Genomic DNA, 21,939 nt, shown 5'->3' on the forward strand with positions numbered 1-21,939 from the left:
GGTTGGGGGTGGGGTCTATCGGCCTTGCGCAAGGCCGATAGACCCCACCCCCAACCCCTCCCCTGAAGGGGAGGGGCTTTCTTCTCTCAATGGCCGCAACCGGTCGATACCGGCCACCAGCGCCCCATTGCCGATTGCCTGTCCCGGCCCCCCGCTCTAGACCTTGGGAAAGGCTTTCGAACGGAGGACAGCGGGTGAGCGACGGCAGCACGGCGAGCGAAATCTATATCGGTCTTGGCGGCGGCGGGGCGGCCGACGGACCGCGCCAGTCGCTGGTGCTCAAACGCGCGAACCGTCACGGGCTGATCGCCGGTGCGACCGGCACCGGCAAGACGGTGACCCTGCAGGGCCTCGCCGAGGGCTTTTCGGCGGTGGGCGTCCCGGTGTTCGTCGCCGACGTAAAGGGCGACCTCGCCGGCATGGCGATGGCGGGCAGTTCGACCGCCAAGGTGCATGAGCCTTTTTCGAAGCGCGCCGCCGAAATTGGCGACACGACATGGGCCTATCGCGACAATCCGGTGATCTTCTGGGACCTGTTCGGCGAACAGGGGCACCCGATCCGCACCACCATCTCCGAAATGGGCCCGCTGCTGCTCGCGCGGCTGATGGGCCTCAACGAAGTGCAGGAAGGCGTGCTCGCGATCGCGTTCCGGGTCGCCGACGAACAGAATCTGCTGTTGCTCGATCTGGGCGATTTGCAGGCGATGCTCGTCTGGTGCGCCGAGAACGCCGACGAACTCACGACCAAATATGGCAATGTGTCGAAGGCGACCGTCGGCACGATCCAGCGGCAATTGCTCACGCTCGAAAGTCAGGGCGGCGACCATTTCTTCGGCGAGCCCGCGCTCGACATTCAGGACATGATCCGCTCGGACGAAAACGGCCGCGGCTATGTCAACATCCTCGCCGCCGACAAGCTGATGGCGAGCCCGAAACTCTATGCGACCTTCCTGCTCTGGCTCTTGTCGGAGATGTTCGAGACGCTTCCCGAGGTCGGCGACCCCGACAAGCCGAAGCTCGTCTTCTTCTTCGACGAGGCGCATCTGCTGTTCGACGACGCGCCGCCCGCGCTGACCGAAAAGATCGAGCAGGTCGTGCGGCTGATCCGCTCGAAGGGCGTCGGCGTCTATTTCGTGACGCAAAATCCGATCGACGTGCCCGAAGAGGTCGCGGGCCAGCTCGGCAATCGTGTCCAGCACGCACTCCGCGCCTTCACGCCGCGCGACCAGAAGGCGGTGAAGGCCGCCGCCGAAACCTTCCGCCCCAACCCCAAGGTCGACGTCGCGCGCGAGATCACCGAGCTGAAGGTCGGCGAGGCGCTCGTCTCGCTGCTGATGGCCGACGGCGCGCCGTCGCCGGTCGAGCGCACGCTGATCAAGCCGCCCTGCTCGCGCGCCGGTCCTCTGGAGGCCAAGGAGCGCGCGATCATCCAGTCGATCTCGCCGGTCGAGGGCAAATATGACACGGCCGTAGATCGCGAAAGCGCCGAAGAACTGCTCGCCGCCAAGGCCGAGCAGGCGCAGGCCGCCGCGATCGAGGCGAAAGCCCAGGTCGAAGCCGACAAGCAGGCTGCGATCGCCGCGAAGGAAGAGGCGAAGCGCAAGGCGGCCGAGGAGCGCGAGCGCATCCGGCTCGAAAAGGCCGCCGCGCGCGAGGCGGCGAAGCCCTCGATGGCCGAAAAGATGATGCAGTCCGCTGCGCGATCCGCGGCGACGAGCCTCGGCCGGCAGGTCGCCGGCAAGTTCGGCGGCCAGCTGATGCGCGGCATTTTGGGCAGCCTGTTCAAGTGAACCGCCGCATCCTCCTGTCCGTCATCCCGGCCTTCGCCGGGATGACCGATAGAGAATGTCGGGGGCGGCTCATGACGTCGCGGCGATGGAGGCGAGCCTCGTCGCCGTCGCCGACGCGGGGGTGGATGTCCGCCACGCGCTGTTCGATCGCTTCTTCGCCGTCTTTCCCGACCGCCGCGCGAGCTTCATGATCGTCGATGCCTCGTCGCGGCGGATGACCGACGAGACATTGCAGATGATGCTCGGGCTGGCGAAAGGCGAGGGCTGGGTCTGGCCGCTCGTCGCCGAACTCGTCTTCACCCACCGCGCCTATGGGCCATTGCCGATCGCCGAATATGACGCCTTCATCGACATGACGGTCGAAGAACTCGGCACCGCGTCAGGTGCGGGATGGAGCGCCGCCGCGGCGGCCGCATGGCGGCGCCAGGCCGAGGCCCTGAAGGCGATGATCCGCCAAGCGCGCGCCGAGTGGGAAAGCGCGATGCCGGTTGGAACGCCGCAGCCGGCGGGCTGACGAACTGCGGCGGACTTTTCCTACTTCGCCTTCAGCCAGCTCGCGGTTTCGCGCGTGATGCGCGGGCGGCTGACGCTGCGTTCCTTCAGGCTCGCCAGCACCTTGTCATAGGGTTTGCGCACATCGGCGGGCAGCGGCGCCGCGATCGCTTCGAGCTTTGCGATCATTGCGGGGTCGTTCGACGATGCGGCGAGCCCCGCGAGGAAGCGCGCGCGCGCCGAGGCGTCGATCAGCCGGTCGACCGCCGCCTGATTGGCCTGCGCAAAATCGACCGCCATTTCGGCATGGTTCGCCGCGACCGCGCCGATGATGGAGGCGCTGACCGTCTTGCCGGGTTCGTCGGTCAGCGCGAGCGCGAGCGCGCGCTTGGCGAGCGCTTCGTCCTTCGCCGAGCCGAGCAGCGTGTAGAAAGTGCTGCGCTCGACCGCCGACTTCGACGCCTTCGCCATTGCGCGCAGCTTGTTCCATTCGGCGTCGCCCGCGTTCGCCGCGACGATGCTCAGCCAGCGCGCCTTCAGCGGGCCGTCGAGCGCGGCGGGATCGCGGTCGAGCAGCGCGAAGCGCCGCCGCGCTTCGGCGAGTATTTTGGCATCGCCCAGCGTGCCGAGTGCGCCGAGCGATTCGGAGCGCAAGATGCTGTCGAGTGCGGGCTCGCCGGCGCGCGCGTCGAAGCCGAGCCGCGCCATCGCCGCGCCGAGCGCCGCGGTGCCGCGTGCCGCGATCTGCTTTTGCACCGCGGGCTGGCCGTCGAACAGCTTGTAGAGCGCGGCATAGCGCCCGGCGGCGTCGCCGAGCAGCTTCTGGTTTGCATCATTCGGCACCGCCGCCAGCAGGTCGAGCGCCGCGCCCATCGGCTGATAACCGGCATAAGCGAGCGCGAAATTGTCGCCGAGCAGCCCGAGCTGGTCGATCGGGGCCAAGGTCGCAAACGCGCCACGCAGCGCCGCGAGCGCGGCGGGCGAATAGAGCGTGCGGTAATAGCCCGCCTGACCGGCATTGATCAGCACCGCGCCGCAGCCGGGCAGGGTCAGCGTGCCGGTCCCGCTCGCGACTACCTGCCGCGCGATCGCGCCAGTGCCGGCGCGCGCGAGAACGGGCACCTTCCAGCGGCGGCCTTCGGCTTCGATCGCGTCCTTGCGGTCGCGTGAAAATTCGCCCTGCGCCACCTCGACAATCGTCTTGCCGCCGGCGCAGGTCACGCTGCCGACGCGCAGCAGCGGAATGCCCGGCTGATTGGTGAAATCATGCGCGATCGCGGTCAGCCCCTCGGCGCCCGCCGCCTCGACCGCGTTCCACAGGTCGTCGGTGCGCGTGTTCGCATATTTGTGCTTTTCCATATAGGTGCGCAGACCCTGCCGCCACACATCCTCGCCGGCGTAGGATTCGAGCATGGTGATCACCGCCTCGCCCTTCTGATAAGTGATCGCATCGAACGCCTGGTTGGTGTCCTCGACCGTGCGGATCGTCTGGACGATCGGGTGGGTCGTCGCAAAGGCGTCGAGCCCCATTGCGCGCTCGCGGCCATCGACGCGGTCGAGCAAGGGCTGCCAATCGGGATGGAAATGATCGCTCGCCTTGGTTTCCATCCAGCTCGCGAACCCTTCGTTGAGCCAGAGGTCGTCCCACCACGCCATGGTGACGAGGTCGCCGAACCATTGGTGCGCGACCTCGTGCGCCTGCACCGAATAGATCGCCTGCCGCGTCGCATCGCTCGTGATCTTGGGATCGTCGAGCAGGATGCGCTCGAAGGTGAAGATCGCGCCCCAATTTTCCATCGCGCCGAAGAATTGCGACTGACCGGGCCCCGCGACATTGTCGAGCTTGGGCAGCGGATAGGGCTGGCCGAAATAGTCGCTGTAATAGCCGAGCAGCGGACCGAGGCTGTCGAGCGCGAAGCGCGCCTGCTCGCCCGACCCCTTGGGCGACACGATGCCGACCTCGACGCCGCCCTCGCTCTTCGCCGCGAGCCGCTCGAAACTTCCGGTCGCGAAGAAGAGGAGATAGGACGACATTTTGGGCGAGATCTCGAAGGTCACCTTCTTCTTGCCGCCGGGGGCCGGCGTTTCGCTCGCCACGGGCATGTTGCTCACCGCAAGATCGCCCGCGGAGACGGTGGCGGAGAGGCTGAAGGTCGCCTTGTAGCTCGGCTCGTCGAAGCTCGGGACGAAGCGCCGCGCGTCGGGGGCCTCGAACTGGGTGAACAGCCCGCGCACCTCGTCGCCGCTGACCTTGTCGGGATAATCGAGCGCGAAAAGCCCGTTCGCCTGCGTGTTGATCGTGCCGGTGTAGCGGGTAGCGAGGCGATATTTGCCCGGCGCGAGCGGCGCGGGCGCGGTGAAACGCACCGTCTGCGCCGCGGCATCGGTCGTCGCGGTCAGCGGAATCGCCTTGCCGTCGGCACCGGTGAGGCTGGCGCCCGCGAAGTCGAGGTCGAGCGCGTTCAGCGTCAGCACCGCCGAGGGTTCGTATAATATGATGTCGATGCCCGCCTCGCCGGTGAAGCGCAGCGCCTGCGCATCGGGGACGACGCTGATGTCGTAATGCACCGGCCGCGCGATCCGCGGCAGCTGGCTCGGGATGCTCGCGTCGAGCGGCGCGCCGGCGAGCGCGGGCGCCGCTGCGACGGGTGCGGTCGCGACGGGTGCGGTCGGCGCGATCCCCGGCTGCGCGGCACAGGCTGCGAGGCTGAGCGACGAGACGGCGGCGAAAAGGAAACGACGTGCAATTGTTTTCATGATGAAATCCCCGGTTATTTTATGCCGCGCTACGCCGATGCGGCGTTCGCGCGGGCGCCGCTTCGACGGGTGGTCAAAGCCTATCGACAGACGACGCGATTCGCGGCAGCTTGGTTGCATGACGAAACCTATATTGCCCGGAGAGGTAGCCGCCGCCGTCGTCGACCCCGTCGCATACGGCAATTGGGACCCGCTGCACGAAAAGCTTGCATGGGCGCGGGCGAATGCGCCGCTTGCGGTGGCCGAAAACCCCGAGCTCGATCCCTTCTGGCTGGTGACGCGCCACGCCGACATCATGGCGATCAGCCGCGATCCGCAGCGCTTCGCCAATGGTCTGCGCCCCACGGTGCTCACCAACCGCGACGGCGAGGCGATCGCGCGCGCCGCGACGCCGGGGGGTGACGGGCACCTCATCCGTTCGCTGGTGCAGATGGATGCCCCCGATCATATGAAATACCGGCTGCTCACCCAGGCCTGGTTCATGCCCAAGAATTTGAAGATCGTCGAAGACCGGATCCGTCACCACGCGCGCAATGCGGTCGAACAGATGCTCGCGATGGACGGTGAATGCGATTTCGCGCGCGACGTCGCGGCGCATTATCCGCTGCGCGTGATCATGGACATATTGGGGGTGCCGCCCGAGGACGAGCCGCGGATGCTGATGCTGACGCAGCAATTATTCGGATCGACCGATCCCGAGCTCAACCGCAGCCGCGAGGCGATCACCAGTGCCGAACAGGCGATCGCGATGCTCAATTATGTCATCGCCGATTTCGAACAATATTTCGGCGCGCTGACCGCCGACCGCCGAGCCAATCCGCGCGAGGATATCGCGACGGTGATCGCCAATGCCGTGGTCGGCGGCGCGCCGATCCCCGATCGCGAGCTTGCCGGCTATTATATGATCATCGCGACCGCGGGTCACGACACGACGAGCGCCTCGACCGCGGGCGCGATCATGGAACTGGCGAAGAGCCCCGAGCTGTTCGCCCGTTTCCGCGATGCACAAAGCGACAAGGCCGGTCTGATCGAGGAGGCGATTCGCTGGACGACGCCGGTCCAGCATTTCATGCGCAGCGCGCGCGAAGACGTCGAAATCGGCGGCCAGACGATCCGCGAAGGCGACTGGCTGATGCTGAACTATGTATCGGCCAACCGCGACGAGGATGTGTTCGGCGATCCCTTCGCCTTCGACCCCGATCGCGAGAAGAACCAGCAGATCGCCTTCGGCTTCGGCGCACACGTCTGTCTCGGCCAGCATCTCGCGCGCATGGAAATGCGGATATTGATGGAGGAGCTGCTGCCGCGCCTCGAGAGCCTCGAACTCGCGGGCGAACCCGCACGCGTCGAATCGGTGTTCGTCGGCGGGTTGAAGCGCCTGCCGATCCGCTTCGAGATCGCCTAATAACGTTTGGATTCAACCTTTTCCTGCAAAAATGGAACGATCGCTCGCGGGCCGCGTTTCGGGCGAGCTGGAGGAGTTTGTGATGATGAAAAGATTGAAAAAGGGCGCGATCGCTATCGCGGCAGCTTCGATGGTCCTTGCGCCGGTGGCGGCTTCGGCAGCATCTGCAATCGACGGCGCGCGTGCGACATCGGCTGTAAGCGGTGAAAATAATCTCGAAGGCGCAAGCTGGATCGCGATCGTGCTGGGTCTAGCCATCATTGCCGGCGGCATCTGGCTGGTCGTCGATGACGACAATGACGATCCGGTCAGCCCGTAAAATGCTTCTTTTGCTTTAAGGCGCCCGCCCCTGCGAAACGGGGCGGGTGCTAGCTCTTCTCGCCAGGAAAGAAGCGTGCAACCACTTCGCTCGCGAGCCGCGCGGGGCGAAGCGTTTCGGCGTCGATGCAGCACCAGCTCGACTTGACCTCGGCGAGCACATCCTCGCCGCGCTTGATGATCGTCTCGTAAAAGGCGCGCGCGCCCTGAACCTTCTCGAGGATCACGGTGGCGATGACCTGATCGTCGAGGAAGGCGGGGCGGCGGTAGGTGATCTCGTGCTTCAGCGCGACCCACAGATGGGCCGCGACCGCTTCGGGCGGCGCGATATGGCGCCAATGCGCGAGCACCGCTTCCTGCACCCAGCTCAGATAATGGGCGTTGTTCACATGCCCCATGAAGTCGATGACGTCGGGTCCGACCTTGATGTCATGGTCGTGGGGCAGGGCGGTTGCGCTCATATCGTTGACACTAGTGTCAATATATTGTGACGGAAAGATGAATCTTCATCCCCGCCCGCGATAGGGCGCAACGCCCTGATCGGGGAGCCACAGTCCTGCGGGCGGGGTTCCCGATTGCCAGAAGACGTCGATCGGAATCCCGCCGCGCGGATACCAATAGCCGCCGATGCGCAGCCATTGGGGCCGCATCTCGTCGAACAGGCGGCGGCCGATGCCGACGGTGCAATCCTCGTGAAAGCCCGCATGATTGCGGAACGAGCCGAGGAAGAGCTTGAGGCTTTTCGATTCGACGATCGTTTCGCCAGGGGCGTAATCGATGACCAGATGCGCGAAATCGGGCTGGCCGGTCACGGGGCAGAGCGACGTGAATTCGGGCGCGGCGAAGCGAACGAGATAAAGCTCTCCGGCGCGCGGATTAGGGACATAATCGAGGACGGCCGCTTCGGGTGAGACGGGCAGTTCGCTCGATTGGCCGAGATGTTTGGGCGCGAGCGGGGTAGGGGTGGAATCGGTCATGGAAAGGCTCTAGTGCGCAGCGCGGCCGATGTCATCCGGGCCGGTGCCCGGAAATCGACCGCTGCAAGGTTCAGCGCCAATTCAGCGGCGCGGGCGACATATGGTTAGCGTGGGATCGCGGACAAGATGACGGTGCGTAACTTCGGGCGACAACAGGCGGCGGCGTTTGCGCTGGCGGCGGCAACGCTGGCTGCGGGCGGTCCTGTGGCCGCGCAGGATACGACGACGTCGTCCCCCCCGATCGATTTCCGCCTGCCGCCGCCTACCGACGACGGCCGCACGCCGGGCGTGCAGGGCCCGTCGGACAATGGTTTGCCTCCGGTGGCGCCGGGCGAGCGGCGGGGTCAGCCGACACCCACGCCGACTCCAGCACCGACATCGCCGCAGCCCGTTGCGCCGCCGCGCGTGACGCCGACGCGGCCGGATACGGCGACCCCCGCCCCGGCTCCCGCGCGTCGCGAGACCCCCGCAACCGCGACGCCGCGTCCGGCCCAGCCCGAAACGGTGGAGCCCGCGACGACCACCGATAACCAGCCATTGCCGCCCCTCGATACGGCCGCGCCGCCGCAGCCCGCAACCGTGGACGCAGCGCCGGAAACTGCGGACGAAACGCCGGTTGCCGCCGCGCCGGCCGAGACGCCCTCGGGCACGCCGATTTGGGCCTGGGCGCTCGCGGTTCTGGCGGCGGGGGGTGCCGCTTTCTGGTATTGGCGTCGCCGCACCGCGCTAGCCGGTCCGGCGGTCGACGAGGTTGACGAGACCCCGCGTCCGGCAGCCCGAGCGGCCGCCCCGCTGCCCAAGCCTGCCGCTCCGCCGGTTCCGCGTCCGGCGCCCGCTCCACCACCCGCACCGGTATCGCGACCCGAGGCGGCGTCCGCCCATCCGCTAGTCACGCGCGCCGCGGACGAAAAGCGCGCCGTGGTCGGCATGGCGCTCGACATCCGCAGCATCCGGTTCGCGCCCGATCATGTGGCGGTCGGTTTCGCGCTCAACCTGATGAACCAGGGGACGGTGCCGGCGACCGGCCTGATGGTGCGCATCGCGCTGGGTCAGGGCTCGGCGATGACCGAGCCGGTGCTCAGTCGCTTTTTCGACGGCGCGGGGGGCAGCGTGCTGCGCGACGACATCGCGCTGGCGGTCGGCGCGGGCGAGGAATTGTCGACCGAAGTGATGCTGCCGCGCGCCGCGATCGAGCCGCTGATGATCGGCGGCAAGCCGATGATCGTCCCCGTCATCGCATTCGACATCACCTATCACTGGGACGGCGAGGGCGAGGCGTTCGGCCAGAATGCGGGCAGCTTCGTCATCGGCCGCGAACAGGGCGCGAGCGGCAGCGAGAAGCTCGCGCCGCTGCCGCTCGACCGGCCCTCCTATGCCGTCGACCGACCCGGCGCGCGCGCGACCGCGATCAAGCGCAGCCAATAGTCCGGCTCAAAACTGCACTGGTTTTCTGTTGCGGTGCAGCATCGACTGCGGCAGGACGGACCAGCTTGAAAAAGCAGGGGTGGGGGCATAGGCTGACTATCCCCGGAAAGAAGCCACAGCAGGATGGCCGGGCGAGGGACAGGCAAACAAGGTTCCCGACCGGTCGTAACAGGAGCATGACATGGACGCCTTGGTCTCAACCGACTGGCTGGAACGCGAACTGGGGGCATCGGACCTGCGGGTCGTCGATGCGACGAAATTTCTGGGGACCGATCGCGACGCGCGCGCCGAATATGAAGCGGGGCACATCCCCGGTGCGGTGTTCATGGACCTGGCCGAGCTGACCGACGCGTCGAACGCGGTCGAAAACATGGCTCCCTCCGCCGAGAAATTCGCCAGCCGCATGCAGTCCCTGGGGCTCGGCGACGGCAGCCGCATCGTGCTTTACGACGACAGCCCGCTGAAGAGCGCGGCGCGCGCCTGGTGGCTTTTGAAGCTGTTCGGTGCGCACGACGTCGCGCTGCTCGACGGCGGTCTCGCCAAGTGGAAGGCGGAGGGCCGCGCGCTCGAAATGGGCAAGCAGACGCTGCGCCACCGCCACTTTACCGTCTGGCGCGACGCGAAGGCGGTGCGCACCAAGGAACAGATGGTCGCGAACGTCGACAGCGGCGCCGAGCAGGTCGTGGACGCGCGCCCCGCGGCGCGCTTCACCGGCGAAGAACGCGACCCGCGTCCGGGCCTCGCGCCGGGTCATATCCCGAACTCGCGCAGCCTGCCGCACGGCGAGCTGTTCAACGCCGACGGCACATGGAAGCGCGGCGACGATCTGAAGGCCGCGTTCGACGCCGCCGGAGTCGATCTCGACCAGCCGCTCGTCACCACCTGCGGCAGCGGCATGACCGCCACCGTCGTCGCCTTCGGCGCGCATCTGCTCGGCAAGGACGATGTCGCAGTCTATGACGGCAGCTGGCTCGAATGGGGCGCCGACCCCGCGACGCCGAAGGCGACCGGGGCGGCCTGAAACGCCCAAGCGGCTTTCTAACCGTTTGTGCTGAGCCTATCGAAGCACCGTTCTTCCTTCTGTATCGCTGAAAGAACAACGGCACGTCGACAGGCTCAGTGCGAACGGATTAGTTTGCTCCACGTCGTTGCATCGCTGGATTTTGGCCCGTGCTCCGCTAACAAGGCTGCGATGAGCAAGAACGACGATCCAAGCCTCCGCCCTGCGACCAAACTCGTGCAGGGCGGACGGCGGCCCGAGTGGACCGGCGATCCCCGGCTCGGCGGCGGAATCGTCAATCCGCCGGTCTGGCGCGCCTCGACGATCCTTTACGACAATATCGCCGACCTCAAGGCGCGCGGCCATGCGACGCACGACAAGCTTTATTACGGCCGGCGCGGGACGCCGACCGTGTGGGCGCTCGCCGATGCGCTGACCGGGATGGAGGCGGGCGCCGAAGGGACCCTGCTCTACCCGTCGGGGGTCGCGGCCAATTCGGCGGGGCTGCTCGCGCTGCTGTCGCCGGGCGACCATCTGCTGATGGTCGACAGCGCCTATGAACCGACGCGCGCCTTCTGCAACTCCATGCTCGCACGGCTCGGCGTCGAGACGAGCTATTACGACCCGCTTGTCGGGGCGGGAATCGCCGACCTCATTAGGCCGGAAACCCGGCTGATCTTTCTCGAATCGCCCGGCAGCCTGACCTTCGAGGTGCAGGATATTCCGGCGATTACTGCCGTGGCGCGCGAGCGGGGTGTGTTGACGATGCTCGACAACACCTGGGCGACACCCTTGCTTTTCCCTGCGCTCGCGCACGGCGTCGACGTCGCGATGATGAGCCTCACCAAATATGTCGGCGGGCACAGCGACGTGATGATGGGTTCGCTGACGGCGACTCGCGCCGTGTGGCCGAAGCTTCGCAGCGCCGCCTACCAGCTCGGCCAGTCGGTTTCGCCCGACGATTGCGCGGCTGTCCTGCGCGGCCTCCGGACGCTCGAGGTGCGGATGCAGCGGCAGGGCGAAAATGGCCTTGCCGTCGCGAACTGGCTCGCGGACCGCGCCGAGGTCGGCCGCGTGCTGTACCCCGCGCTGCCCGGCGATCCCGGGCATGCTATCTGGTCGCGCGACTTTTCGGGCGCCAGCGGGCTGTTCGGTTTCACGCTGAAGGGCGCCGACGAGGCGGCGCGGACGCGCTTCATCGATTCACTCGCCCATTTCGGCATCGGTTTCAGCTGGGGCGGCTACGAAAGCCTCGTCGTGCCGAGCGATCCGGCGACTATTCGCACCGCGACCCGCTGGGCCGACCCCGACCCGCTCGTCCGCCTGTCGATCGGGCTCGAGGATCCGGCCGATCTGATCGCCGATCTCGAACGCGGTTTTGCGGCGATGCGGGGTTGAGCGCGATGGACGGCCTGTCCGAAGCGACCGTCCGCGCGATCGACACGCTGAAAGCGATCGGCATCGACGTCGGCTCGTACCGGCTGTCGCTCTATGGCCTGTTTTCGACGGTCATCGTCGCGATCCTGCTCTATATCGCGGTGCGGATCGTGCTGCGCTCGACCAAATGGCTGCTTCGCCGCAACACCCAGATCGACGCGACGCAAAGACTGCTGGCCGAAAAGCTGATCGCGATCGCGCTCTTCGTCTTTGCGATATTGTTCGGCATCGACCTGCTCGGCATCGACCTGACCGCGCTGGCGGTCTTTTCGGGCGCCGCGGGCCTCGCGATCGGCTTCGGACTACAGAAAACCGTCGGCAATCTGATCGCCGGAATCATCCTGCTGATGGACCGCTCGATCAAGCCGGGCGACATCGTCGTCGTCGGCGACGGCAGCGCGATGGGCGGCATCAGCTTGCCGGGCGGGATGCCCAACGTCGGGCGCGTCGCCAAGATCGGCGTGCGCGCGGTCAACGTCATCACCCGCGACGGCAAGAAGCATCTGATTCCGAACGAACTGCTGATGACGCAGGCGGTCGAGAATTGGAGCTTTGCCAGCCCCGAGGTGCGCGTGCGGATGCGCGTTCCGGTCGGCTATGACTGCGACCTCCGCCTCGCGCAGCGGCTGATGGTCGAAACGGCAAAGGAAAATCCGCGCATCCTCGCCGAACCCGAACCCGTCGTGTGGATTACCGCCTTCGGCGAACGCGCCGTCGAGCATGAGCTGCGTTATTGGATTTCGGACCCCGAGGCGGGGCTCGGCAACATCCAGGGCGAAGTTTTTCTGGGGATCTGGGACCGGTTCAAGGAAGCGGGCATCCGCATTCCCTATCCGCGCACCGACGTGCGGATGGTCGGGGCGCCGGATCAGAACCCGGCGCCCGCGGACGAAAATTAGAAGCCGACCTTCTTCGCGCGTTCGATACATTCGACGATGATGCGCTTCGCCTCGTCGACATCGCCCCAGCCGTTGAGCTTGGCCCATTTGCCGGGTTCGAGATCCTTGTAGTGGGTGAAGAAATGCTCGATCTGCTGGAGCACGATTTCGGGCATGTCCTTATAGGTCGCGACCTTATCGTAATAGGGAAAGGTCTTGTTGACGGGAACGCACAGCAGCTTCTCGTCGCCGCCGGCATCGTCGACCATGTTGAGCACGCCGATCGGGCGGCACTTGACCACCGCGCCCGCGACGATCGGCGAGCGCGCGACGACCAGGGCATCCAGCGGGTCGCCATCCTCGCCCAGCGTGTGCGGAACGAAGCCGTAATTGGCGGGATAGCGCATCGGGGTATGAAGGAAACGGTCGACGAACAGTGCGCCCGACGCCTTGTCGAATTCATATTTCACCGGCTCGCCGCCGATCGGCACTTCGATCAGGACGTTGAGGCTGTCGGGCGGGTTGTCGCCGGCGGGAATCAGGTCGATGCGCATGGGAGATCCTTTTGTGTTTTTGAATTGCGCGCGCCTTTAGCGCCGGAAAGAGCCAAAAGTCGAGGGGGCGTCTATCGAAGCTTAGGTCCCCTCCCGCGGGCGGGAGGGGAGCTACAGCGCCCGCCGCGGCGCCAATAGCCGATCGAACCAGTCGGGGCCGCTCCCGCTTTTTTCCCCGCTTTTTTCGAGGTGCGGCCAGCGCAATCCGCCGTGATAGTCGATATCGACATTCCGATAGCGCCCGCCGCGCTCGACCAGCAGCCGCACCGGCGTCTTGCCGTCGGCTGCCGCCTGCACCGCCGCTTCGATTCGCTCGCGGCTATAGGCGAGTCCCTCGACCGCGACGATCTTCGTGCCATTGACGATGTCGGCCTTGAAGGCAGGACCGTTCCACAGGATGCCCGTCGCGACGCCATCCTTGTCGATCGACATTCCCAGCGAATGAGTGAGATCGGCGTTCTTCGCCTGCGCCATGCGGTCGCGATCGAAGACGTTCGGCGTGTTGCGCCAGACGAGGCGATAGCCTGCGCGCTCGATCCCGCCGGTGGGGGCGGGGCGCCCGCTCGTCTGCATCCGTTCGCGCAGGAAAGTCGCCCAGTCATAGGAATGGATGGCATTGAGCGCGGCGACGACATCGTCGAAATCATAGACCTGCTGCCCCCAATCGCCTTCGCGTCCGCCGAAAAAGGCGCGGGCGAAATCGTCGAGGCTCTTGGCGTTGTTCGTCGCGCCGCGGATCAGCATGTCGGCCTCGAGCCACATCAGCGATCCCTCGTTGTAATAATCCTCGCTCCGCGACCAGCTCGAAAAGGGCTTGGGCTTGCGCGCGGCGATCACCGGGTCGAGCGTCGTATCCTCGACCGGGCGCCACTCGCGCCCCGGCTGGACACTGTAATAACCGGCGTTGGTCGCCCATTCGGCGAGCACCATCTCTTTCGACTGCATCCCCGACCGGGCGGCGAGCACGAGGTCCCAGAAGCTCGTCTGGCCTTCGTAAACCCATAGCAGATTGCCCTGCATCGGGGTGCGATAATCGGGGGTCCACAGCTTGTCCGGCCGGCGATATTTGCCGTTCCAGCTGTGGACGAGTTCGTGTGGGAGCAGTCCGCGCTCGCTGCCATTCTCCTCCCATTTGGTGAAATAGTCGGGGTTGCGGCTGTTCTCGCTCGAACGGTGATGCTCGAGCCCGATCCCGCCAAGTTCGTCGCTGAGCGCGAGCAGAAATTCATAACGGTCGAAATGGCGGACGCCGAACAGCGCGACGGCTTCGGACACCAGCGCTGCGTGGCGTGCGATATGGTCGGGGCTCGCCTCCAGATATTTCGCTTCGTCGGCGACGACGTTCAGCGTCACCTTGTTGCCGAGGTCCCATTTGCGGAAATATTTCCCCGCAAACATCGGGCTGTCGACGAGGGTCTCGTAATTGGTCGGGGCAAAGCTGTAGCGGCCCGCCGATACTTTGAGCCCGTCGAGCGCCGCCACGCCGGTCCAGCCTTCGGGCAGCGTCACGTCGAGCTGCACCGGAATATTCCGCGTGAAATAGCCCGCGGGATAGAGGCTGACCTGTTCCCATTGCAGGTTCATCATCGCCGGGGTGACGACGACGCGGCCCTCGCTCGTGCGCGTCGGCGACAGGAAGTCGAAGGTGACGTCGATGCTCTTCGTGCCCGCAGGGACGTCGATGTCAAAGGCGTAGACGTCGGTCGGCTGGCGCGTCCAGGCGAGCGGCTTGCCGCCCGCCGAGGCCTTGAAACCCGCCATCTCGGCGATCGCGCCGCGCGGCGCGTGCTTGCCGGGCAGCCATTCGGGATAGAGCAGGGTGAGCTTCCCGGTCTTCGCCACCGGGATCGTCTGCCGAACGTGAAAGATGCCGCGCGCAACGTCGGTCGCATCGACGCGCAGCTGCATCGTCCCCGGATAGGGTTTGTCGGCGGGCAGCGGGATGGTCAGCGGCTGGACGACCGGCTGGGGGCGGCTGCCCGCTTCCTCGGCATGCGCGGCGGGGGCGAGGGCGAAGAACGCGGCTGCGACGAACGGTGCTTTTTTCATGGCCTGTCCTTTAGGCAGGAAATGCTTTCTTCCACAACCTTCTCCCCTTGCGGGAGAAGGATACGAAGCCTTGCCGCAAAGCGGCTAGGCGCAGTTGGATGAGGGGTTGCGGTCGCAACGCGACCGCGCGAGCCAATGGCTCGCTACCCCTCACCCAGCTACGACTAGGCAGCAAGCTGCCAAGTCTGCGCATCCCTCTCCCGCAAGGGGAGAGGGGACTTTGCGCCCCCGGCAAAATCGACTAGACGCCCGCTCCATGAGCAAGGACAAATCCGCCAGAATCCCGACGCCGCAGGCCGTGCGCGGCACGCAGGACATGCTCGGCGATTTCGCCGACCGTTTCCAGCATGTCGTCGATACCTTCGACCGCGTGCGCCGTCTTTACGGCTTCAAGCGGATCGAGGTGCCGGTGATCGAGCCGACCGCGGTGTTCGCGCGCTCGCTCGGCGAGACGACCGACGTCGTCTCGAAGGAAATGTATTCGTTCGAGGATCGCGGCGGCGAATCGATCACCTTGCGTCCCGAATTCACCGCGGGGATCGCGCGCGCCTATGTCACCAACGGCTGGCAGCAGTTCGCGCCGCTGAAGGTCGCGACGCACGGGCCCTTGTTCCGTTACGAACGCCCGCAAAAGGGGCGGTATCGCCAGTTCCATCAATTGGATGCCGAAGTGCTGGGCAGCGACAGCCCGCTGGCGGACGCGGAATTGCTGGTGTTCGCGGATCAGCTTTTGAAAGAGCTGGGGATCGCCGAGGGCGTGACACTGACGCTCAACACGCTCGGCGATGCGGCGAGTCGCGACGCATGGCGCGCGGCGCTCGTCGAGCATTTCGAGGGGCATCGCGGCGATTTGTCGGAAGACAGCCTAGCGCGGCTCGACAAGAATCCGCTGCGCATCCTCGACAGCAAGGATCCCAAGGACCGCCCGATCGCCGACAGCGCCCCCGACATCGATGCGTTTCTGACGAGCGAGGCACAGGATTTCTTCGGCGCAGTGACCGCGGGTCTCGACGCCGCGGGCGTCGCTTGGGAGCGCAACGCGCGGCTGGTGCGGGGGCTCGACTATTATCGCCACACCGCGTTCGAATTCGTCACCGACCGTCTCGGCGCGCAGGGCACCGTGCTCGGCGGTGGGCGATATGACGGGCTGATCGAGAATCTCGGCGGTCCGCCGACCCCGGCGGTCGGCTGGGCAGCGGGGATCGAGCGGCTGGCGATGTTGCTTGACGACGACGTGATCGATACCCGGCTCGACGCAGTGATCGCGGTCGAGGACGATGGTCTGATTGAGTATGCGATGAAGTTGCTTGCGGCAATGCGCCACAAGGGGCTTGCGACTGAAATCGTGGCTACCGGCTCGCCGCGCAAACGCTTTGACAAGGCCGGGAAGATTCCCGCGCTCTCTCTGATTGCAATCGGCACGCGTGATGGCCAATCATACACAAACATTCGCGGCGATAGCGAACTGACGATAACGATCGACGCGATCATTCGTACGCTCTGATGACCTCCGTTTCCGAAAGACAGATCGACGCCATCATCGAACGCCACGCCGCCTTGCAGGCGCGCATGGCGACGGGCGACATGGCGCCCGCCGATTTCGTCGCGGCGTCGAAGGAGTTCGCCGAGCTCGAACCCGTCGCGAAAGCCGCCGCCGAGGTGACGCGGCTGCGCGGCGAGCTCGTCTCGCTGAACGAGATGCTTGCCGACCCCGAGATGAAGGCGATGGCGGCCGAAGAAATCGCCGCGATCGAGGACGCGCTGCCCGTGGCCGAGCATGATCTCGCGATCAAGCTGCTCCCCAGGGATGTCGCCGACGAACGCGCCGCGATGCTCGAAATCCGCGCCGGCACCGGCGGCGACGAGGCGGCGCTGTTCGCGGGCGATCTGCTGCGCATGTACAGCCGCTTCGCCGATACGCAGGGGTGGAAGGTCGAGATCATCTCGGCGAACGAGGCCGAGGTCGGCGGCTACAAGGAGGTCGTCGCGTCGGTCAGCGGCCAGGGCGTCTTCGCGAAGCTCAAGTTCGAGAGCGGCGTCCACCGCGTCCAGCGCGTCCCCGCGACCGAAAGCCAGGGGCGCATCCACACCAGCGCCGCGACCGTTGCGGTGCTGCCCGAGGCCGAGGAAGTCGACGTCGCGATCAACGACAATGACCTCAAGATCGATATCTACCGCGCGAGCGGCGCCGGCGGGCAGCATGTCAACACGACCGATTCGGCGATCCGCATCACGCATATCCCGACCGGCCTCGTCGTGATCCAGCAGGACCAGCGCAGCCAGCACAAGAATCGCGCCAAGGCGATGCAGGTGCTGCGCGCGCGGCTCTACGATCTCGAGCGCGAGAAGATCCACAGCGCCGAGGCGTCGGCGCGCAAGTCGATGGTCGGGTCGGGCGACCGCTCCGAACGCATCCGCACCTATAATTTCCCGCAGGGGCGCGTGACAGACCACCGCATCAACCTGACGCTCCACCGTCTGCCCGAGATCATCGAGGGACAGATGGACGAGCTGATCGACGCGCTGATCGCCGAGGATCAGGCGCAGCGGCTGGCGGGGCTGGGTGACTGAGGTAAGCGCCGCGCTGCGCGATGCGGCGGCGCGGCTCGCGGCGGTTTCGGATACGCCGCGGCTCGATGCCGAATTGCTGATGGCGCATGCGCTGGGCGTCGAGCGGCAGGCGCTGCTGCTCGATCCGGCGCGCTTCGCCCTGCCGGCGGATTTCGACGCACTCGTAGCGCGCCGGGCGGCGCACGAACCGGTCGCCTACATTCTCGGCTATCGCGACTTCTGGACGGCGCGGATCGGGGTCGGTCCCGGCGTGCTGATCCCGCGACCCGACAGCGAGAGTTTGATCGAAGCGGCCGTCCAGCATTTCGGCGCGGCCGGCCCGAAGCGCATCCTCGATCTCGGCACCGGACCCGGCACGCTTCTCTACGCGGCGCTCTGCGAATGGCCCGCGGCGAGCGGCCTCGGCGTCGATGCCAGCGAAACGGCGCTCGGCTATGCGCGGGCCAATGCGGCGGCGCTCGGGCTGGCCGATCGCGCCGAACTGAAACAGGGGAATTGGGCGGAGGAGGTCAGGGACCGCTTCGACCTCATCCTCTGCAATCCGCCCTATATCGCCGATAACGAGAAGCTGATGCCCGATGTCGCCGATCATGAGCCCGCGGGTGCGCTGTTCGCCGGCACCGACGGCCTCGACGATTATCGCCGGATCATTCCCGATCTGCCGCGAATATTGGCGCCCGGCGGCGTCGCGATCCTTGAAATCGGGCGCACACAACATATTTCGGTGGGTGAGCTCGCCGAAGCCGCGGGATTCAAGGTCGCCTGCAGACAGGATCTGGGCGGCCGCGACAGGGCGCTTTTGCTGACCCGCCCCTGACACCCGCACAGAATTCGCTTGGTTTCCGCGGCAAAGCGCGGTAGGGGCGGCTTACAGACACGGCACGGGTACCTTGATCGGTCCGGCTGGTCTGTTTCCCACTTACGATGCTGGTGCGGGGCCTTGGGGCCCGGCGCAAGCGGTAAAGGGCAAGAACCGCGCATGGCGCGGGCGCGACGCGCAATTGGCGCGATCGGCCAAAAGGGGTTGGCGTAGCTTATTAGCTTATTCGACAGGATGTCTCAGTTGAACATGAACAACCGGCAGAGCGGTCGCCGTCGCGGCCGCAACAACAACAGCAACAATAACAACCGCTCGCAGTCGGGCGGTCGCGGCGGGGTCGACCAAGCCAACCGCATCGACAGCCGGGCGCGCGGCAACGGCGCCCAGATGATCGAAAAATATCGCAACCTCGCGCGCGACGCGCAGCTTGCGGGCGACCGGGTTCAGACCGAATATTATCTGCAGTTCGCCGACCATTATTTCCGCGTCGTGAGCGACTTCCGCGCCCGGCAGGAAGAAAAGGCCGCGGCGAACGGCCAGGAACGCAGCAATGATCGCGGCCGCGAGATTCGCGGCGTCGAGGATTTCGACGGCCATGACGATACCGACGGCGATATCGACACCGACACCGGCCGCGACGACGGCGAAAGCGGCGACGAGCGGAGCGATCGCAATGATCGGGGCGACCGCGGCCCGCGCGACAATCGCGGCAACCGTGAAGCGCGCGGCGATCGCGACGACGACAATCGCGGCAATCGCCAGCAATCGCGCGGGCGCGCCGCGCGCAATCGCGACGAGGACGAAGGTCGCGACGATCGTGGCGATGCCGCACCGCGCGACGAAGCCGCCGGGCAGGAACCCGCCCCGCGCCCCGCGCGCCGTCCCGCCCGCCGCGCGCGTCAGGACGACGGCGCCGACAAGGGCAATGCCGCGGAAAATGCCGGGATCGACACCGCCGTGCTGCCGCCGGCGATCGGCCGGCCGGAACGCAGCGCCGAGGGCGAAGCGGCCGACGAGGCTCCCGCCGCCAAGCCGCGCCGCACCCGCCGCACGCTCGCGGCGCGCAATAGCGACGTCGAGGCAGCCGAATAGGCCCGCGATTTCGCGCTAGAATTTGAATCCGACATGCCATAGCCTCCCCGCGGGATATTCGCGGGGAGGCTTTTTATGCGTGCGTTGGCAATGCTTTGCGTTCCGTTCGTCCTGACGGCAGCCCCCGCGGCGGCGCAGGACCCCACAAGGGGCAATGCGCAGGGCGATCTTGCCGTCACCATCTATAACGGCGGCCAGTCGCTGGTTCAGGATATCCGGCAGATCGCTTTCCCTGCCGGCCGGACGCGACAGGAATTTCCCGATGTTTCGGCGCAGATCCGAACGCAGACGGTTTCCTTCGCGGCGGCGAACACCGCGATCGTCGAGCAGAATTTCGACTATGATCTGCTCTCGCCGAATGCGCTGATGCAAAAGGCGGTGGGCGAGACGGTGACGCTGCTGCGCACCAACCCCGCCACCGGCGCCGAAACGCGCGAACGCGCCAAGGTGCTCGCGGTCAATGGTGGCGTCGTGCTGCAGATCGGCCCGCGGATCGAGATATTGCGTGACGACGGGCTGCCGGTGCGCGTGATCTTCGACAAGATTCCGCCGAACCTGCGCGCCAAGCCGACCCTGTCGATCACCGTCGACAGCGACCGGGCGGGGACGCGGCCCGCCACGCTCTCCTACCTCACGAACGGGCTCGGCTGGGCGGCCGACTATGTCTCGCTCTATGACGAAAAGGCCGGGACGATCGACGTCCAGGGCTGGGTGACGCTCTCCAACAACACCGGCACGACCTTCGACAATGCGAAGACTTTGCTCGTCGCGGGAACGCCCTCGACCCGCGGCGCGGTCTCGCCCGCCTATCGCCCGCGCCCGCAGCCGCCGGGCAACCTCCGCCGCGCGGGCACCGAAACCGCGCCGCGCGAGCAGCTCGGCGATTATTATCTCTATCCGCTCGCCGAACGGACGACGATCGCCAATGCGCAGACCAAGCAGGTGAGCTTCCTCGACGTCAGCGGCGTTCCGGCGCAAAAAATCTATGAATTCACCGTCGGCGGGTTCGAGACGATGACCGAGCCCGCCAGTGCGGCGAGCGTGATCAAGTTCAACACGGGCGCGAAGGGCGGCGGCCTCGGCGACGCGCTGCCCGCGGGAACGGTGCGCTTCTATCAGCGCGACATGCGCGGCGATCCGCAGTTCATCGGCGAAAACAACATCGGCCATACGCCGATGGGAAGCGAACTCGGCCTCGCGACCGGACAGGCGTTCGACGTCAAGGTACAGGCGACGGTCATGAAGCGCGAGCGCATTTCGGACCGTCGCTGGCGGACGCAAATATCCTATCTGCTCACCAACGCGCGGGCGAATCCGGTCACGCTCGACCTCATCCAGCGCGGGCTCGACTGGTATTGGGACGACACGCGCATCGTCGACGAAAGCCGGAAGAGCGAGCGGCTCGACAGCGACGGCACGCGCTGGCGGGTCGAATTGCCCGCCAATGGCGAGGCGACGATCACCGCCACCTTTGAAACGCGCACCTGATTCGCGGCCGGTGATGCGCCGCTGGCCGCTCCTGCTGTCGATGCTCGCCGCATCCCCGGCGGCGGCGCAGCCCGCGGTGACCTCGCTCGCCCCCGAGAAAGTCTCGGTCAGCGTCTTTCGTGACCCCGGCCGCGACGAGGGCGGCGAGATTTCGCCCAACTGGCTCGAGGGTTTCGCATTGATCTCCGAGACGCGGACGATCGATCTTCCCGCGGGCGAGGCGACGGTGCGATTCGAAGGCGTCGCCGAAGGCATGATCGCGGTATCGGCGATCGTCACCGGCTTGCCCGGCGGGGTGGTGCAGAAAAATCGCGACGCGGCGCTGCTGTCGCCCGCCAGCCTGCTTGACGGCTCGCTCGGCAACCGCGTCCATATCCGCCGCACCAGTCGCGCGACGGGCAAGGTTACCGAGGAGGAGGCGATCATCCGCTCGGGTCCGGCGGGGGCGGTCGTGCTGCAAACATCGGCGGGTTACGAAGCCCTGCGCTGCACCGGCGTTCCCGAATCGATTCTCTACGACGGCGTGCCCGCGGGGCTGACCGCGAAGCCGACGCTGTCGGTGACGACGCGCAGCCCGGCGGCGCAGCGCGCCACGGTGACGCTCACCTATTTGTCGACCGGCTTCGACTGGGCGAGCAATTATGTCGCCCGCGTGCGTGAGGACGGAAAGACGCTCGACCTCTTCGCCTGGTTGACCGTCGCCAACAGCAATGGCGAGAGCTTCGCCGACGCCGGGCTGGCGGCGATCGCGGGGACGCTCAATAAAGTCAGCGATTTCGAGGAACTCGCCGAACGGCCGCGCACGCCGCCGCTGCATCTCAGCTGCTTTCCGACCGGCAGCGGACGCTATGGCGCGCCGCCTCCACCCCCGCCGCCCGCGCCGCCG

The 21,939-nt window shown here is 66.4% G+C and carries 19 protein-coding genes; 14 read left to right on the top strand and 5 right to left on the bottom strand.

Annotated elements, in window-relative coordinates:
* Positions 1-194 precede the first annotated feature (194 nt).
* Together FG95_RS14995 and FG95_RS15000 are read left to right on the top strand one after the other, a co-directional pair.
* Positions 195-1,790: a helicase HerA-like domain-containing protein gene (locus FG95_RS14995; RefSeq protein ID WP_037556912.1), complete on the top strand. Its 1,596-nt coding sequence runs from the start codon at positions 195-197 to the stop codon at positions 1,788-1,790.
* A gap of 55 nt (positions 1,791-1,845) precedes the next feature.
* Complete coding sequence (locus tag FG95_RS15000; RefSeq protein WP_152567668.1) at positions 1,846-2,304, top strand: hypothetical protein; 459 nt, start codon at positions 1,846-1,848, stop codon at positions 2,302-2,304.
* A 20-nt stretch (positions 2,305-2,324) separates the two neighbouring features.
* Here FG95_RS15000 and FG95_RS15005 read toward each other — a convergent pair whose 3' ends face one another.
* Positions 2,325-5,039 (bottom strand): M1 family metallopeptidase, encoded by a 2,715-nt coding sequence (locus FG95_RS15005; protein ID WP_081933181.1) that lies wholly within the window; start codon positions 5,037-5,039, stop codon positions 2,325-2,327.
* Between the two features lie 118 nt (positions 5,040-5,157).
* Here FG95_RS15005 and FG95_RS15010 point away from each other — a divergent pair, with 118 nt between their 5' ends.
* A complete protein-coding gene (locus FG95_RS15010) occupies positions 5,158-6,444 on the top strand; it encodes a cytochrome P450 (RefSeq protein ID WP_037556914.1) in 1,287 nt (428 codons plus the stop codon).
* Between the two features lie 82 nt (positions 6,445-6,526).
* Complete coding sequence (locus FG95_RS15015; RefSeq protein WP_152567669.1) at positions 6,527-6,763, top strand: hypothetical protein; 237 nt, start codon at positions 6,527-6,529, stop codon at positions 6,761-6,763.
* Positions 6,764-6,812: 49 nt separating this feature from the next.
* Here FG95_RS15015 and FG95_RS15020 read toward each other — a convergent pair whose 3' ends face one another.
* Entirely contained in the window at positions 6,813-7,223 is a 411-nt protein-coding gene (locus tag FG95_RS15020) for an acyl-CoA thioesterase (RefSeq protein ID WP_037556916.1), read from the bottom strand.
* A 45-nt stretch (positions 7,224-7,268) separates the two neighbouring features.
* The gene (gene queF / locus FG95_RS15025; protein WP_037556917.1) at positions 7,269-7,739 is read right to left on the bottom strand and encodes a preQ(1) synthase; all 471 of its coding nucleotides are present in this window, start codon (positions 7,737-7,739) and stop codon (positions 7,269-7,271) included.
* 126 nt (positions 7,740-7,865) lie between these two features.
* On the opposite strand from queF, the gene FG95_RS15030 reads away from it, so the two are divergent.
* The 4 genes from FG95_RS15030 to FG95_RS15045 all read left to right on the top strand — a co-directional run bounded on the left by FG95_RS15030 (position 7,866) and on the right by FG95_RS15045 (position 12,500).
* Positions 7,866-9,164 (top strand): hypothetical protein, encoded by a 1,299-nt coding sequence (locus tag FG95_RS15030; protein WP_037556918.1) that lies wholly within the window; start codon positions 7,866-7,868, stop codon positions 9,162-9,164.
* A 181-nt stretch (positions 9,165-9,345) separates the two neighbouring features.
* Positions 9,346-10,185 carry a 3-mercaptopyruvate sulfurtransferase gene (gene sseA, locus FG95_RS15035; protein WP_037556919.1) on the top strand — a complete coding sequence of 280 codons (840 nt, stop codon included), beginning with the start codon at positions 9,346-9,348 and terminating at the stop codon, positions 10,183-10,185.
* 171 nt (positions 10,186-10,356) lie between these two features.
* Positions 10,357-11,562, top strand: coding sequence for a cystathionine beta-lyase (gene metC, locus FG95_RS15040; RefSeq protein ID WP_037556921.1), 1,206 nt, complete (start codon positions 10,357-10,359; stop codon positions 11,560-11,562).
* Positions 11,563-11,567: 5 nt separating this feature from the next.
* Positions 11,568-12,500, top strand: coding sequence for a mechanosensitive ion channel family protein (locus FG95_RS15045; protein WP_052182408.1), 933 nt, complete (start codon positions 11,568-11,570; stop codon positions 12,498-12,500).
* On the opposite strand, the gene ppa is transcribed toward FG95_RS15045, so the two are convergent.
* Positions 12,497-13,033 (bottom strand): inorganic diphosphatase, encoded by a 537-nt coding sequence (ppa, locus tag FG95_RS15050; RefSeq protein WP_037556922.1) that lies wholly within the window; start codon positions 13,031-13,033, stop codon positions 12,497-12,499. The genes FG95_RS15045 and ppa overlap by 4 nt on opposite strands.
* 111 nt (positions 13,034-13,144) lie before the next feature.
* Positions 13,145-15,082 (bottom strand): M61 family metallopeptidase, encoded by a 1,938-nt coding sequence (locus tag FG95_RS15055; RefSeq protein WP_037556923.1) that lies wholly within the window; start codon positions 15,080-15,082, stop codon positions 13,145-13,147.
* Between the two features lie 256 nt (positions 15,083-15,338).
* Here FG95_RS15055 and hisS point away from each other — a divergent pair, with 256 nt between their 5' ends.
* The 6 genes from hisS to FG95_RS15085 all read left to right on the top strand — a co-directional run.
* Positions 15,339-16,586: a histidine--tRNA ligase gene (hisS, locus tag FG95_RS15060; RefSeq protein ID WP_037556925.1), complete on the top strand. Its 1,248-nt coding sequence runs from the start codon at positions 15,339-15,341 to the stop codon at positions 16,584-16,586.
* On the top strand, positions 16,586-17,653 hold the full coding sequence (gene prfA / locus FG95_RS15065) for a peptide chain release factor 1 (protein WP_037556926.1): 1,068 nt from the start codon (positions 16,586-16,588) through the stop codon (positions 17,651-17,653). The genes hisS and prfA overlap by 1 nt, the downstream gene beginning before the upstream one ends.
* Positions 17,646-18,470 carry a peptide chain release factor N(5)-glutamine methyltransferase gene (prmC, locus tag FG95_RS15070; RefSeq protein WP_037556927.1) on the top strand — a complete coding sequence of 275 codons (825 nt, stop codon included), beginning with the start codon at positions 17,646-17,648 and terminating at the stop codon, positions 18,468-18,470. The genes prfA and prmC overlap by 8 nt, the downstream gene beginning before the upstream one ends.
* Before the next feature lie 237 nt (positions 18,471-18,707).
* Positions 18,708-19,565, top strand: coding sequence for a DUF4167 domain-containing protein (locus tag FG95_RS15075; protein WP_052182409.1), 858 nt, complete (start codon positions 18,708-18,710; stop codon positions 19,563-19,565).
* Positions 19,566-19,640: 75 nt separating this feature from the next.
* On the top strand, positions 19,641-21,053 hold the full coding sequence (locus FG95_RS15080; RefSeq protein WP_081933180.1) for a DUF4139 domain-containing protein: 1,413 nt from the start codon (positions 19,641-19,643) through the stop codon (positions 21,051-21,053).
* A partial coding sequence (locus FG95_RS15085) for a DUF4139 domain-containing protein (RefSeq protein ID WP_443027707.1) occupies positions 21,037-21,939 on the top strand: 903 nt, incomplete at its 3' end. The genes FG95_RS15080 and FG95_RS15085, both read left to right, overlap by 17 nt.

It is taken from the genome of Sphingopyxis sp. LC363 (assembly GCF_000756385.1).
Lineage (GTDB): Bacteria > Pseudomonadota > Alphaproteobacteria > Sphingomonadales > Sphingomonadaceae > Sphingopyxis.

Bases quoted from the DNA above. Each gene is read 5' to 3' on its own strand.
- FG95_RS15030 (WP_037556918.1), top strand. From the start codon at position 7,866: ATGACGGTGCGTAACTTCGGGCGACAACAGGCGGCGGCGTTTGCGCTG.
- FG95_RS15020 (WP_037556916.1), bottom strand. From the start codon at position 7,223: ATGAGCGCAACCGCCCTGCCCCACGACCATGACATCAAGGTCGGACCC.
- sseA (WP_037556919.1), top strand. From the start codon at position 9,346: ATGGACGCCTTGGTCTCAACCGACTGGCTGGAACGCGAACTGGGGGCA.
- FG95_RS15080 (WP_081933180.1), top strand. From the start codon at position 19,641: ATGCGTGCGTTGGCAATGCTTTGCGTTCCGTTCGTCCTGACGGCAGCC.
- FG95_RS15015 (WP_152567669.1), top strand. From the start codon at position 6,527: ATGATGAAAAGATTGAAAAAGGGCGCGATCGCTATCGCGGCAGCTTCG.
- FG95_RS15055 (WP_037556923.1), bottom strand. From the start codon at position 15,082: ATGAAAAAAGCACCGTTCGTCGCAGCCGCGTTCTTCGCCCTCGCCCCC.
- FG95_RS15045 (WP_052182408.1), top strand. From the start codon at position 11,568: ATGGACGGCCTGTCCGAAGCGACCGTCCGCGCGATCGACACGCTGAAA.
- prfA (WP_037556926.1), top strand. From the start codon at position 16,586: ATGACCTCCGTTTCCGAAAGACAGATCGACGCCATCATCGAACGCCAC.
- FG95_RS15075 (WP_052182409.1), top strand. From the start codon at position 18,708: ATGTCTCAGTTGAACATGAACAACCGGCAGAGCGGTCGCCGTCGCGGC.
- FG95_RS15005 (WP_081933181.1), bottom strand. From the start codon at position 5,039: ATGAAAACAATTGCACGTCGTTTCCTTTTCGCCGCCGTCTCGTCGCTC.
- FG95_RS15010 (WP_037556914.1), top strand. From the start codon at position 5,158: ATGACGAAACCTATATTGCCCGGAGAGGTAGCCGCCGCCGTCGTCGAC.
- metC (WP_037556921.1), top strand. From the start codon at position 10,357: ATGAGCAAGAACGACGATCCAAGCCTCCGCCCTGCGACCAAACTCGTG.
- ppa (WP_037556922.1), bottom strand. From the start codon at position 13,033: ATGCGCATCGACCTGATTCCCGCCGGCGACAACCCGCCCGACAGCCTC.
- hisS (WP_037556925.1), top strand. From the start codon at position 15,339: ATGAGCAAGGACAAATCCGCCAGAATCCCGACGCCGCAGGCCGTGCGC.
- FG95_RS15000 (WP_152567668.1), top strand. From the start codon at position 1,846: ATGTCGGGGGCGGCTCATGACGTCGCGGCGATGGAGGCGAGCCTCGTC.
- queF (WP_037556917.1), bottom strand. From the start codon at position 7,739: ATGACCGATTCCACCCCTACCCCGCTCGCGCCCAAACATCTCGGCCAA.